Annotated in this window: 14 protein-coding genes and 1 tRNA gene; 5 read left to right on the top strand and 10 right to left on the bottom strand. The window is 58.4% G+C overall.

Annotated elements, in window-relative coordinates; all coding sequences use genetic code 11:
* Positions 1 to 145: 145 nt before the first annotated feature.
* Positions 146 to 862, top strand: a complete 717-nt coding sequence (locus RE418_RS09265) for an HPP family protein (protein ID WP_025304335.1) — start codon at positions 146 to 148, stop codon at positions 860 to 862.
* Between the two features lie 13 nt (positions 863 to 875).
* On the opposite strand, the gene RE418_RS09270 is transcribed toward RE418_RS09265, so the two are convergent.
* From RE418_RS09270 to RE418_RS09290, 5 genes are all read right to left on the bottom strand, one after another.
* Positions 876 to 1,625, bottom strand: a complete 750-nt coding sequence (locus RE418_RS09270; protein WP_197813187.1) for a helix-turn-helix transcriptional regulator — start codon at positions 1,623 to 1,625, stop codon at positions 876 to 878.
* Between the two features lie 148 nt (positions 1,626 to 1,773).
* On the bottom strand, positions 1,774 to 2,415 hold the full coding sequence (locus RE418_RS09275) for a YbhB/YbcL family Raf kinase inhibitor-like protein (protein WP_025304333.1): 642 nt from the start codon (positions 2,413 to 2,415) through the stop codon (positions 1,774 to 1,776).
* 289 nt (positions 2,416 to 2,704) lie between these two features.
* Positions 2,705 to 3,145: an aminoglycoside 6'-N-acetyltransferase gene (gene aac(6'), locus RE418_RS09280; protein ID WP_025304332.1), complete on the bottom strand. Its 441-nt coding sequence runs from the start codon at positions 3,143 to 3,145 to the stop codon at positions 2,705 to 2,707.
* Between the two features lie 138 nt (positions 3,146 to 3,283).
* On the bottom strand, positions 3,284 to 4,186 hold the full coding sequence (locus RE418_RS09285; protein WP_049296266.1) for a pirin family protein: 903 nt from the start codon (positions 4,184 to 4,186) through the stop codon (positions 3,284 to 3,286).
* A 148-nt stretch (positions 4,187 to 4,334) separates the two neighbouring features.
* Positions 4,335 to 4,943: an FMN-dependent NADH-azoreductase gene (locus RE418_RS09290; protein WP_049204404.1), complete on the bottom strand. Its 609-nt coding sequence runs from the start codon at positions 4,941 to 4,943 to the stop codon at positions 4,335 to 4,337.
* A gap of 96 nt (positions 4,944 to 5,039) precedes the next feature.
* Between RE418_RS09290 and RE418_RS09295 the strand changes: the two genes are divergently transcribed.
* Positions 5,040 to 5,444 (top strand): helix-turn-helix domain-containing protein, encoded by a 405-nt coding sequence (locus RE418_RS09295; RefSeq protein ID WP_025304329.1) that lies wholly within the window; start codon positions 5,040 to 5,042, stop codon positions 5,442 to 5,444.
* Positions 5,445 to 5,579: 135 nt separating this feature from the next.
* On the opposite strand, the gene RE418_RS09300 is transcribed toward RE418_RS09295, so the two are convergent.
* Positions 5,580 to 5,655 (bottom strand) — tRNA-Ile (locus RE418_RS09300).
* 146 nt (positions 5,656 to 5,801) lie between these two features.
* Here RE418_RS09300 and mug point away from each other — a divergent pair.
* Together mug and RE418_RS09310 are read left to right on the top strand one after the other, a co-directional pair.
* A complete protein-coding gene (gene mug / locus RE418_RS09305) occupies positions 5,802 to 6,290 on the top strand; it encodes a G/U mismatch-specific DNA glycosylase (RefSeq protein WP_049208359.1) in 489 nt (162 codons plus the stop codon).
* Positions 6,291 to 6,314: 24 nt separating this feature from the next.
* Complete coding sequence (locus RE418_RS09310) at positions 6,315 to 6,758, top strand: ester cyclase (protein WP_049204445.1); 444 nt, start codon at positions 6,315 to 6,317, stop codon at positions 6,756 to 6,758.
* A gap of 55 nt (positions 6,759 to 6,813) precedes the next feature.
* Here RE418_RS09310 and rpoD read toward each other — a convergent pair whose 3' ends face one another.
* The 3 genes from rpoD to rpsU all read right to left on the bottom strand — a co-directional run bounded on the left by rpoD (position 6,814) and on the right by rpsU (position 10,913).
* Positions 6,814 to 8,655, bottom strand: a complete 1,842-nt coding sequence (gene rpoD / locus RE418_RS09315; protein WP_025304326.1) for an RNA polymerase sigma factor RpoD — start codon at positions 8,653 to 8,655, stop codon at positions 6,814 to 6,816.
* Between the two features lie 157 nt (positions 8,656 to 8,812).
* Positions 8,813 to 10,561 carry a DNA primase gene (dnaG, locus tag RE418_RS09320; RefSeq protein WP_025304325.1) on the bottom strand — a complete coding sequence of 583 codons (1,749 nt, stop codon included), beginning with the start codon at positions 10,559 to 10,561 and terminating at the stop codon, positions 8,813 to 8,815.
* Positions 10,562 to 10,697: 136 nt separating this feature from the next.
* Positions 10,698 to 10,913 carry a 30S ribosomal protein S21 gene (gene rpsU / locus RE418_RS09325; RefSeq protein WP_001144069.1) on the bottom strand — a complete coding sequence of 72 codons (216 nt, stop codon included), beginning with the start codon at positions 10,911 to 10,913 and terminating at the stop codon, positions 10,698 to 10,700.
* A 325-nt stretch (positions 10,914 to 11,238) separates the two neighbouring features.
* On the opposite strand from rpsU, the gene tsaD reads away from it, so the two are divergent.
* Complete coding sequence (gene tsaD / locus RE418_RS09330; RefSeq protein WP_089181361.1) at positions 11,239 to 12,252, top strand: tRNA (adenosine(37)-N6)-threonylcarbamoyltransferase complex transferase subunit TsaD; 1,014 nt, start codon at positions 11,239 to 11,241, stop codon at positions 12,250 to 12,252.
* Between the two features lie 30 nt (positions 12,253 to 12,282).
* Here tsaD and plsY read toward each other — a convergent pair whose 3' ends face one another.
* Positions 12,283 to 12,927: a glycerol-3-phosphate 1-O-acyltransferase PlsY gene (gene plsY, locus RE418_RS09335; RefSeq protein WP_025304323.1), complete on the bottom strand. Its 645-nt coding sequence runs from the start codon at positions 12,925 to 12,927 to the stop codon at positions 12,283 to 12,285.
* Positions 12,928 to 12,961 lie beyond the last annotated feature (34 nt).

Consider the following 12,961-nt stretch of genomic DNA (forward strand, 5'->3'; position numbering starts at 1 on the left):
GAACATTCATCATTGTCGAGGGGAGGCTAAAAATCAATCTGTTAGCTAAAAGTTCTTGGGCGGCGCGGTTTACGGCGCCGTGAGTTCCTTCAGGATGATGTGATATATTTGTTGCCAACAAGTGAATTGAGCCGTATCGGGTAACATGAAGACGCAGTGGATTGAACGGGTAAAAGTGGGAGTTGCGCGCCTGTGGCCGCACCCGCTGGCGGTGGGCAAGCGAGAGATGCTGATTTCCAGCGTCGGCGCCGGTTTGGGGCTGATGCTCGCCGGTTGGATCAGCCACTTTATTTTGGGCGAGGTGAACCTGTGGTTTATCGCGCCGATGGGCGCTTCGGCGGTTCTGCTGTTCGGCGTGCCCAACAGCCCGCTGGCGCAGCCCTGGTCGATCGTCGGCGGCAATGCGCTGGCGGCAACGGTGGGCGTCAGCGCCGGTCTGCTGATCCCCGATCCGGGCCTGGCTTGCGGCGCGGCGGCGGCGGTGGCCATCGGCCTGATGTTCAAGCTGCGTTGCCTGCATCCACCCGGCGGCGCGGTGGCGCTGACCGCCATCCTCGGCGGCCCCGGCATTCACCAGATGGGCTATGACTTCGTACTGTATCCGGTGCTGCTGAACTCGGTGCTGCTGGCGGCGCTGGCCATTCTGTTCAACAACCTGGCCGGGCGACGCTACCCGCACGCGCTGGCGCCGGCGGAGGCCAAACCGGCCAATCTGCCGATCGATGCCGTTTCCATCACCCGCGCCGATCTGCACGAGGCGCTGATGGAGGGGGACCTGTTCGATATCGACGAGGACGATCTGCAGGAGATCCTGCTGCGCGCCGAGCAGTTGGCGCATCAGCGGCAAAGCAAGATCGCCTGATCAGCCCAGCGTTTTATCGGATGGCGGAAGGCGCGTAACCAAAACGCTTTTGAAAGCGTTCGCTAAAACGCGCTCTGGATTTGTAACCGCAGGCCTCTGCAATGCGGGTCATATCCCATCGGGTGGTTTGAAGCAACATCATGGCGTGATGCATACGGATGTCTATCAGCAAGTCTTCGAAGCGTGTCTGTTCGGCGGCAAGGCGCCGCCGCAACGTTGCCGGGCTCATCGCTAACGTTTTTCCCGCTGTTTCTGCCGTCCAGTTTTGTTCCGGAGCCTCAAAAATCAAGGTGCGCAGGCGCTGTGATGGGCTATCCAATGGCAAATGCGTAAAAACATGTCCTCGTTCGGCCAGCGCGGTCAAAAAGTCCAGAAGGCGGTATTGCAGGCGAATATCACTGATTTCCTGTTTTTCCACGCTTTCAATCACGTGATAAAACGTCGCCGACAGGTCTTCGTCCAGAGGCAGCGTTTTCCACGCGTCATCTTTAGGGGGAATAGGGGGTGAAGCCTGCCGGGTTCGGTGAAAGACATCCAGCAGTTCTGCCGACAGCGTCAGGAGTATCGAGCGAAAAGGCCGATCGATATCGCCCGGCGTTTTGACTAAATCTGCGCGGGTGTTGGGGGGGACCAGGAGCAGTTCCCCGGGGGTCTCCAGAGACAAATGTTGTGAAGCCGATGTGATACCGAGTTGGCCCGCCACGATCAGCAAGACCGTCGCTTCATGGAAGACGAACTGCGGCGTGTGTAGCTGACGTTTCAATGTCGGCTGGCACACCCCGCACAAGCGGCGCCTCAACACCGGAGCCCCCGACGGAGAGTGCCAGTGCAAAAGTTTCGCGCCCGGCTCGCGTCTGGTTCGCACTGATCCGAAGGAACCGGTCCGGCTCATATTCGACTCCTTTATGCGATTATTTCGCCGTTGATGCTACGTTAGGGTTCAGGCTGTAAAGGCCTGTCAGGCTCGCCTGGGCTAACACCGGCGCTTCCGCCAGGGCAGCATTCACATTAGCCCCTGTCCAAGGCCCTTGTACATCCAAACCGGGGGTAGCAAGCGCATAAACCGTGAAAATATAATGATGAACTAACGTATCGTTCCACGGTGGGCATGGGCCATCGTAACCGTAGTATTCCCCCTTCATCTGCTCGTCGGCGGCAAACCAACCGGTATAGTCATTGATGCCGTGGCGATAGGCCGAAGGGGCGTTTGGCCCGGCTTTGCCACGCGGCGTTACGCCGTCCGATTGAGAGCCCGCCGCAATTTCCACGGTACTGGCCGGAATATCCAGCAGCAGCCAGTGAAAGAAATCAACGCGCGGCAACGATGCGGGCACAACCCGACCCTCTTGATTCACGTCATCACCACGGCTTGGCACGTCGGGATCATGGCAGACGATCACGAAAGACTGCGTGCCTGCAGGCACTTCACTCCAGGCCAGATGGGGGTTGCGATTTCTCGATAAAGCGACATGGTTAGCGGCATCGGGGATAGCGAAGGCGAACTCACCGGGAATGAACTCTCCTTCTTTAAAGCTTTGGCTGGTCAGTTTCATAAATGCCAATCTCCTGTTCTATTGAGCGGTATCTGCGGGTATGTGATGTCCCCATTATAAGTTTTTCAAAATAAAATAAGGCGACAAATCCAATCAAAATAGAACCAATTTCGCTCATTGTGATTGTATTTGATAGCATTATATTGATGGGCGACCGATACGATTGCTGTGCCGATGAGAGTGCCACGGCGAAAACGCTGGATGAGGAAGGGGATTGGTTAATATTGGTGGGGAAGAGACTGCTGCGCGCCGAGCCGTTGACGCATCAGCGGCAACGCAAGGTGCCTGATCAGCCCAGCGTTTTGCGGTAAAACACCACCCGCTCCGTTTCGGCAAAGCCCAGCGCCGCATGCAGGCGTTGGGAATCCAGATTAGCGATGTCGGTATCCGACGCCAGCTCGCTGCACCCCTGTTGCTTCGCCCACTCCTGCACCTGCGCGATCAGGCGTGCCGCCCAACCCTGGCGGCGGGCGCGTTCGACGGTATAAATCCCTTCCAAAAACGCCACCGGCGACGATTCGCAGCCGTTGACGTAATCGTAGCGCAGCGCGATCTCGGCAAAGCCAACGAAAGCGCCGTCCAGCCCCCGCGCCATAAACGCGGTGTGGTGCGGCGAAGCCAATATCTCGCGCATTTCCGCGCGGTGCTCTTCCAACGGGCAGGTGGGCCACAGCGCCGAGCGCAGCGCCAGCCAGGCGTCGAGGTTGTCGTGGTCGCAGTTGACGATCATGCAGGGGCCTTATCTGATGGCAGAGAAGTGATGGGGAATAATATCACGTTGCATCGTCAGTGAGCGGCCGGATATGCCGGCACGTGTGATTGGCGTATCCTGGATTTATTGCCACAGAGGGCGACCACACCGTCAACGTCATCGAAAGACGGGGATCGTGCCTGATGCCGTCCGTCGCTCGCCGGCCTCTTTAAGTCTGCGCCCCAGTTCGGCGATGCGGCGTTCACCGGCTTCCAACGCGGATGCTGAGGTATGTACCGAATAGGCGCCGAGGTGCAGCGGATGCGGGTGAGGCACGGCTGAGCCGAGAACGAATACGGCATCTTCATTGCCGGATGCTTCAAGTGCAATGGGCATTTCCCCCGGTTCGAAGACCACCATTTCGCCCGCGTCGACAGGAACGCCGGTGCTGAGACGGCCTTTGGCCAGCGCGAGCCAGCCGACAGAATGATGCGCTGGCGGCCGGTAAGTCCAGCGTTCGCCGGGGTTGAGGGTGACGAGCAAGTAATTGATGCCTTTCTGCGCGGGCACCGGGCTTTGCACGCCTTCATGGTTGCCAATGATGACATGCGCCGGCCCGATTTGGCGCATGTTCTGGGCTTCGATATAACGGCTTTCCTGTTCACCGTTCTCCAGTTCGGCGGGCAAGGCCAACCAGAGCTGGAATCCCTGGATACGCGGCGTATCCGTGGCGGACAATTCCTTGCCGTGCCACATGCCGCCGCCCGCCCGCGCCCATTCCACCGCGCCATAGCCGAGCGTACCGACAGCGCCGCTGTCAGGATCTTCGTAGTGAAAAGCGCCTTCGAGCGGTACGGTCACGGTGGCTATGCCTGAATGCGGATGCAGCGGCATGTTGGCCAGCATTGCCATGGTGCGCTGATCCGCCTCGAACAGATCGAGGAATACGAAAGGTTTAATCACCTGGCCCAGGTCGGAAGGGCTCATCAGCCGGGTTATCGGGCCGTGGCCTTGCCCTCGGGTGCGTTGTGTAATACGCCGCGGGTTGGGCGCGGGTGGTGAGGTCAACGTAGTGTTCATGATTGAATCTCCAGTTTATACATCCGGCGCAAACGAATTTCGGGGTACGCGGCACAGGCATACGATTGAGCGGTATTGCATCGCCGGTGGCCAGCCCAAAAACGGGACTGGCCGCGAGCCTGTTATCGCTGTTCCGAACAGGCCCCGATTAAGCGGTCAGGCCGTCAATCTGAGCTGCAGCAGCATCGATGGCGACAGTGCGGTTTTCCGGGCTGAGTGCCAGTCCCTCTGCTCGAATGAAGGTGATGTCCGTAATGCCAAGGAAGCCGAAGAAACTGCGCAGATAGGTTTCCTGATGGTCCAGGAAGGCCAGTGGCGTGCCTTCGCCGTACAGGCCACCGCGGGTGGAAGCGACGATAACGCGTTTCCCCTTGGCGAGGCCTTCAGCGCCGTTTTCCGTATAGCGGAAAGTTCTGCCTGGTACTGCAAGTCGGTCAAGCCAGGCGCGCAGCTGAGTCGGCAACGTAAAGTTATACATAGGTGCACCGACGATAATGCCATCGGCGGCAAGGAAGTCGTCGACGAGTTTGGCGTTGCGGGCAACGGCCTGTTTGACGTGCTCGTCTTGCGGCTCCACGCCCTGGAGAGCCAAAAATTCGGCGCTCGAAAGGTGGTTAATCGGGTCGGCGGCGAGATCGGTGTGGATGATCCTGGCGTCCGGCTCAGCAGCAGAAAGGTGTTTGACGATCGCCGCCGTGAGCTGGCGGCTTACCGACTGTTCGTTGAGAATGCTGGAATCGATATGAAGCAGTGTCATGGTGAAATCCTTAGGTATAAAATGGTAACCAGGGATAACAATATAACCATGCCCTAAAATGGCAGACAATAAGGCACATTAGGAGAACCCGGTATCATGAATGTGACTGATCAACCTCGAGATTTAAGACATGCCGACTGCCAAAAGATCAGTCAGGTATTGGCGCGCGTTGGTGAGAAGTGGAGTGTCCTGATCATTATGTTCTTGGCGAACGGGCCACGCCGATTCACTGAAATAAAGCGTACAATCAATGGAATATCTCAGCGGATGCTGACGTTGTGCCTGCGCAATATGGAACGAGATGGGTTGGTCAAGCGGACAGTTATTGCCGTCATGCCGCCGCATGTCGAATATGAATTGACGCCGCTCGGGTGCTCATTAACGGTGCCGGTCATCGCGCTGGGAACCTGGGCGAATGAACATATTGCCGATATTGATGCGGCCAGGACAGCATTCGATGCACAAAATAGCGAGGCCGGTCATGATGCTAATTCACGGTAGAGGCGGCAGAGGGGCATGAGATTTTTGCCCTGTTTCTGAAGTTATGGGGGCTTTAGTTTTATGGCAGTGATTATACAACGCAGTGCCGCAGAAAACGCCAAGGGGCTACGCTGTTGACGTAACCCCTTGAAAATTTGGTGGCCCCTGTTGGGTTTGAACCAACGACCAAGCGATTATGAGTCGCCTGCTCTAACCACTGAGCTAAGGGGCCAAGCCGCGAGATTATAGGGAATCCTTAAGCGGCGGTCTACTGTTACCCGCCCGTATGTTGCTTTTCTGCACAGTTCTAGCCTGTTGTAATTGCTGGCGGATTTTGCGATAACCGCAGTAAATCCCTGCAATGGACTCACGACACTCATGGAACTTCTGGCGCCCAATCTGCGGGTGGTGTTTTGCGGCATCAACCCCGGCCTTTCTTCCGCCCACCAGGGCTACCCTTTCGCCAACGGCAGCAACCGCTTCTGGAAGGTGATCCATCAGGCCGGCTTTACCGAGAGCCAGCTGGCGCCGGAGCAGTGGCAGCAGTTGAAGGATAACGGCTGTGGCATTACCGCGCTGGTGGCGCGCCCGACGGTGGCGGCCAGCGAGCTGTCGCGCGACGAGTTGCGCAGCGGCGGCGAGGCGCTGCAAGAGAAGATCCTGCGCTACCAGCCGCGCGCGTTGGCTATTTTGGGCAAGCAGGCGTTCACCACCGCCTTCGGGGTGAAAAACGCGCCCTGGGGCAAGCAGACGATGGTGCTGGGGCAAACCGAGGTGTGGGTATTGCCCAACCCCAGCGGATTGAACCGCGCCACGCTGGAGCAGCTGACCGCCAGCTATCGCGAGCTGTTCCTGGCGCTGCAATGACATATGGGAGTTGCGATGACATCGATGATGAAAGGTTGTGTGATGGCGCTGTTATTGGTGACCGGCACTGCACAGGCGGGGCATTCGCCACAGGAGGCGCGCAACAAGCAGAACGTGCTGGAGTTTTATCGGCAGGGGCTGAACAACAAGGATTTTGCGGCGGCGCGGCCGTTTTTGGGCGAGCAGTACAAGCAGCATAACCCCAACGCTAAAGACGGCGTGGCGGGTTTTCGTCAATTTGTCGAGCTGCTGAAAACGCGTTACCCCAATTCGCACAGTGAGGTGAAACAGGCGTTTGTCGACGGCGACTTCGTGATTTTGCATGTGGAAGTCAGCGGGCGCGAGGCCGGCAAGACCGCGGCGATCGTCGATATCTTCCGTCTCGACAGCGCCGGGAAGATCGTCGAACACTGGGACGTGACGCAGCCGGTGCCGGAGAAGACCGCCAGCGGCAACAGCATGTTCTGAGGCATAAAAAAACCCCGGCAAGCCGGGGTTTTTGCTTTTGGTGCGGCAGCCGGACTTAATCGTCCAGGAAGCTGCGCAGCACTTCGGAGCGGCTCGGGTGACGCAGCTTGCGCAGCGCCTTGGCTTCGATCTGACGAATACGCTCACGGGTAACGTCAAACTGCTTGCCTACCTCTTCCAGCGTGTGGTCGGTGTTCATGTCGATGCCGAAACGCATGCGCAGCACTTTCGCTTCGCGCGCGGTCAGGCCGGCCAGCACGTCGTGGGTAGCGGAACGCAGGCTTTCCGAAGTCGCGGAATCCAGCGGCAGCTCGAGGGTGGTATCCTCGATGAAATCGCCCAGATGCGAATCTTCGTCGTCGCCGATCGGCGTTTCCATCGAGATTGGCTCTTTGGCGATCTTCAGCACCTTGCGGATCTTGTCTTCCGGCATCAGCATGCGCTCGGCCAGCTCTTCCGGCGTCGGCTCGCGGCCCATCTCTTGCAGCATCTGGCGCGAAATACGGTTGAGCTTGTTGATGGTCTCAATCATATGCACCGGAATACGGATGGTGCGCGCCTGATCGGCGATGGAGCGGGTGATAGCCTGACGGATCCACCAGGTGGCGTACGTCGAGAACTTGTAGCCGCGGCGATATTCGAACTTGTCTACCGCTTTCATCAGGCCGATGTTGCCTTCCTGGATCAGATCCAGGAACTGCAGGCCGCGGTTGGTGTATTTCTTGGCGATAGAAATAACCAGACGCAGGTTGGCCTCAACCATCTCTTTCTTCGCGCGGCGGGCTTTCGCTTCACCGATCGACATGCGACGGTTGATGTCTTTGACCTGCTCGATGGTCAGGCCGGTTTCTTCTTCGATCTGACGCAGTTTCTGCAGGCTGCGCTGCACGTCTTCAGCAACGTCTTTCAGCTTTTCCGACCATGGCTTGGCCATCGCCAGTGCGGCTTCGAACCAGGAGTCGCTGGTTTCGTTGCCGGCGAACAGGGTGACGAAGTTTTTCTTCGGCATTTTGCACTGTTCAACGCACAGCTTCATGATGATGCGTTCCTGGGTGCGAACGCGGTCCATCATGGTGCGCATGCTGTTGACCAGGAAGTCGAACTGTTTCGGCACCAGGCGGAACTGCTTGAACACTTCAGACAGCTTCAGGATCTCGTCCGCGGCGCTGGCGTGGCTGCGGCCGTTCTTTTTGATCACCAGACGCGTCGCTTCATACTGATCGCGCAGTTCGGCGAACTTCTGACGCGCCAGCTCAGGATCGATACTGTTGTCGTCTTCGGTGTCGTCGTCTTCGGCATCCTCATCTTCTTCGTCGTCGTCTTGCTCTTCGCTCGACAGTTCGGAACCGATGTGGGTCGCAGTTGGGGCGATGTCCTCTTCCGCGTTAGGATCGACGAAGCCGGTGATCAGATCGGACAGGCGCGCTTCGCCCGCTTCGACGCGATCGTACTGCTCAAGCAGGTAGGTGATGGCTTCCGGGTATTCGGCAACCGAGCACTGCACCTGGTTGATGCCGTCTTCGATGCGCTTGGCGATGTCGATTTCGCCTTCGCGCGTCAGCAGTTCGACGGTACCCATTTCGCGCATGTACATGCGCACCGGGTCGGTGGTGCGGCCGATTTCGGATTCCACGCTGGACAGAACCTGTGCGGCGGCTTCTTCCGCATCTTCGTCCGTGCTGTTCGAGTTTTCGGCGAGCAGCAGGTCATCGGCGTCCGGTGCTTCTTCCATCACCTGGATGCCCATGTCGTTAATCATCTGGATGATGTCTTCGATCTGATCGGAGTCGACGATATCTTCCGGCAGATGGTCATTGACCTCAGCATAGGTCAGATAGCCTTGCTCCTTACCACGGGTGACAAGTAGCTTCAGCTGTGACTGCGGGTTTTGCTCCATAAGACGGTATCCACACTTCAGAGTATTTAGGTTGGTGTCGGTCGGCGAAACCGCCAACAATAGCATTTGGGGCGTTTTCGTTATCGCCGCGGCCCACTATGGCGGCACTGTGCAGGGCTCTGCCCTCGCAATTATCGGCACTTAAGCCGTTTGGTATTCAGTTTTTCTTCGCTAAAACCTGGTTGAGGGAACGGACTTCTTCACGTTCCTCCGGGCTCAGGCCGCGCGTTCTGGCCTGCGCGATCAGCGTTTCCAGCCGTTGCTCGAGCACCGAGTCGTACAGGCTGGCCAACGTATCCAAAAAGGTCTGTTCGACCATGTCCTCAACGATCATATGGTTCCAGGTCGCCAAGGTTTCAAGCTGCTGGCTGAATTTGTTGTCGCGATACAGCTCCAGCAATTGCCCGGTTGTCAGGCCCGGCTGCGCCAAACAGGTCTGCACCAGTTCGACGAACAGCGGCAATCCCGCCTGTTTGGTCTGCTCCAACCCTTCCAGCGAAGGGATAAGTGTAGCCAACTGCGGATTTTGCACCAGTAACCCTATCAGTATACGCATGGTTGTGCGTTTTAGCTGGGGCGCCTGATAAGGATTCGCATTTTCAGCCTGCTTGGGCATCAGCTTGTCGAGCTGGCTGTCGTCCAGCAGCCCCAGCTTGTTGCCGAGCTCCTGACGCAGGTACAAGCGCAACGTTTCGCCCGGCACCTGAGTAATCAGCGGCAGCGCCAGCGTGCTCAGCTTGGCGCGCCCGTCCGGGCTGCTCAAATCCACCTGCGGCAGCAGGCTTTCGAACAGGAAAGTGGACAGCGGCTGCGCCTGCTCCATTCGCTGTTCGAAGGCTTCTTTGCCTTCCTTGCGCACCAGGGTGTCCGGGTCTTCGCCATCGGGCAAAAACATGAACCGCAGCTGGCGCCCGTCGTTCAGGTACGGCAGCGCGGTTTCCAGCGCCCGCCAGGCCGCTTCGCGGCCGGCGCGGTCGCCGTCGTAACAGCAGACGACGTTGTCGGTGGCGCGGAACAGCAGCTGAATGTGTTCAGCCGTCGTCGAGGTTCCGAGCGAGGCGACGGCATAATCGATGCCGAATTGCGCCAACGCCACCACGTCCATATACCCTTCCACCACCAGCAGCCGCTGCAGGGTAGGGTGATTCTGCTGTGCTTCATACAGGCCATACAGCTGGCGGCCCTTATGGAAAACTTCGGTTTCCGGCGAGTTCAGGTACTTGGGCATGCCGTCGCCCAGCACGCGGCCGCCGAAGGCGATGACGCGTCCGCGCTTGTCGCGGATGGGGAACATCACCCGTTCGCGGAAACGGTCGTACGAACGCCCCTGATCGTTAGTCACCAGCATGCCGGCATCGTTCAATGCGCGGCGCGAGTCGGCGTCGCGGCCGAAACGCTTCAGGGCGTTGTCCCATCCCGCCGGCGCGAAGCCGATGGCGAAATGGCGAATAACGTCGTCACTTAATCCGCGCTGCTGCAAATAGCTGCGCGCCGGCGCCCCGGAGGACTGCTGCAGTGACTGTTGATAGAACGCGCTGAGCTGTTCCATCAGTTGGTATAGGCTCTGGCGCTGATGGCGTTCGATCTGGGTCGGCCCGGTGCCCGCTTCGTAAGGCACTTCCAACCCGTGCATGGTCGCCAGCTCTTCGATGGTTTCGACAAACTCGAGTCGGTCGTAATTCATCAAAAAGTCGACGGCGTTGCCGTGCGCACCACACCCAAAACAGTGATAAAACTGCTTTTCGCCATTAACGGTAAATGAAGGCGTCTTTTCGTGGTGGAACGGACAGCACGCGTGGTAGTTCTTGCCTTGCTTCTTGAGCTTCACTCGGGCGTCGATCAAATCGACGATGTCGGTGCGAGCCAGCAAGTCATTGATAAATACGCGCGGAATTCGTCCAGCCATAAGCCCTTACTTCATTAGCCTATAAACGAGAACAAGCCGCGCATTCCTTTCGGAAAGCACGGCCTTCGTATGCAACTACTCGGTCTGCGCGATTTTGAAAATCAGAAATTCACGCGGTGGGGTTGCCCCCGAAGAATTAATACAGACGAGTGCGGCGTGCGTTTTCGCGAGCCAGTTTCTTCGCGTGACGTTTCACAGCAGAAGCTTTAGCGCGTTTACGTTCGGTAGTTGGTTTTTCATAAAACTCACGACGACGAACTTCAGCTAAAACACCCGCTTTTTCGCAAGAGCGTTTGAAACGACGCAGAGCAACGTCAAATGGCTCGTTTTCACGTACTTTAATTACCGGCATGTGCCTCTCACCTCAATAAAATTCGGTTTGCTGCTGGCCAAGCGCCAGCCTTTTCAAAATGGTGCGGAATTTTACTCCAATGGATGCTGCTTTGTAAAGCATCACCGCAAATTGAAACCCGCGTCGCTCTGCCGCAACGTGCGCAATTTTGCACCGGGCGCTGATTATAGACTAATCAGAAAAAAATGCTCGTGTTTAATCGCTCGGGCATTTTCTGGATGAATCATCGACATAGGCGCAAGCCGGTGACAAGATGCGCCGCATCGGCGGTAAATGCGGCGGAATGTGGTAGACTGGCGGCCGCACGTGAATGATGGGAAATGTAATGCGAGTACTGGGTATAGAAACGTCCTGCGATGAAACCGGAATTGCAGTGTATGACGATCAAACCGGTTTGTTGGCCAACCAATTATACAGCCAGGTGAAGCTGCACGCCGACTACGGCGGCGTGGTGCCGGAACTGGCCTCCCGCGATCACGTGCGCAAAACCGTGCCGCTGATTCAGGCGGCGCTGAAAGAGGCCAACCTGACCCCGGCCGATATCGACGGCGTGGCTTATACCGCCGGGCCGGGCCTGGTAGGCGCGCTGCTGGTCGGCGCTACCGTCGGGCGTGCGCTGGCGTTCGCCTGGAACGTGCCGGCGGTACCGGTGCACCACATGGAAGGCCACCTGCTGGCGCCGATGCTGGAAGATAACCCGCCGGCGTTCCCGTTCGTCGCGCTGCTGGTCTCCGGCGGCCACACTCAGCTGATCAGCGTCACCGGCATCGGTGAATATGAACAGCTGGGCGAGTCGATCGACGATGCCGCCGGCGAAGCGTTCGACAAAACCGCCAAGCTGCTCGGCCTGGATTATCCCGGCGGGCCGATGCTGTCGAAGATGGCGCAGCAGGGCACGGCGGGGCGTTTCACCTTCCCGCGGCCGATGACCGATCGTCCGGGGCTGGACTTCAGCTTCTCCGGCCTGAAAACCTTCGCCGCCAACACCATTCGCTCCAACGGCAACGACGATCAGACGCGTGCCGACATCGCCCGCGCCTTCGAGGATGCGGTGGTGGATACGCTGGCGATCAAATGCAAACGTGCCCTCGAGCAAACCGGCTTCAAACGCCTGGTGATGGCCGGCGGCGTGAGCGCCAACCGCACATTGCGTGCCAAGCTGGCGGAGATGATGCAGAAACGCGGCGGGGAAGTGTTCTATGCCCGCCCGGAATTTTGCACCGACAACGGCGCGATGATCGCCTATGCCGGCATGGTGCGGCTGAAGAGCGGCGCCAACCCGGAGCTGAGCGTGTCGGTGCGGCCGCGCTGGCCGCTGGCGGAACTGCCTGCGGTATAAAGCAAAGGGCCGGATAATCCGGCCCTTCTGTTATTCGTCTTTCGGCTGGTCGCCGTTATCCTCATCCGCGTCGTTTTTCTTCTTGCGGAACTTGCCCCAAATCTTGCCTTCCTGGCCGCGCCACAGGCGCTGGATATTGTCGTGATGCCGCATCAGGATCAGGCAGGAGAGCATCGCTACCGGGAAGGTGAACTGCGGTTTGAACCACCAGACGTAGAACGGGGCGATAAGCGCGCTGACGATGGCGCCGAGCGAAGAGTAGCCGCTGAGCAGCACCGTCAACAGCCAGGTGCCGGTCATCAGGCCGGTCAGATCCCAGCCGATAGGCGCGATGGCGCCAAACGCCGTCGCCACGCCTTTACCGCCGCGGAAGTGGAAGAACACCGGATAGATGTGCCCCAGACAGGCGGCGATCGCCGTCAGGCCGAGGTACAGCGGCGGTACATCGAGTTTGTAGGCCAGCCAGACCGGCAACATCCCTTTCAGAATATCGAACACCAGCACCGCCGCTGCCGCCAGCCGGCCGCCGATGCGCAGGACGTTGGTCGCCCCGGGATTTCCTGAGCCATGCTCACGCGGGTCCGGCAGCCTGGCGATCCGGCAAACCAGGATCGCGCTCGAAATCGAGCCGCACAGATACGCGAAGATAATCATGCCAAGCGCGGTAGCACTCATAACGCGGTTCCGTTTAATAATGGTCGTTTTACTC

The organism is Serratia sp. szju, assembly GCF_044594185.1.
GTDB classification, from domain to species: Bacteria; Pseudomonadota; Gammaproteobacteria; order Enterobacterales; family Enterobacteriaceae; genus Serratia; species Serratia bockelmannii.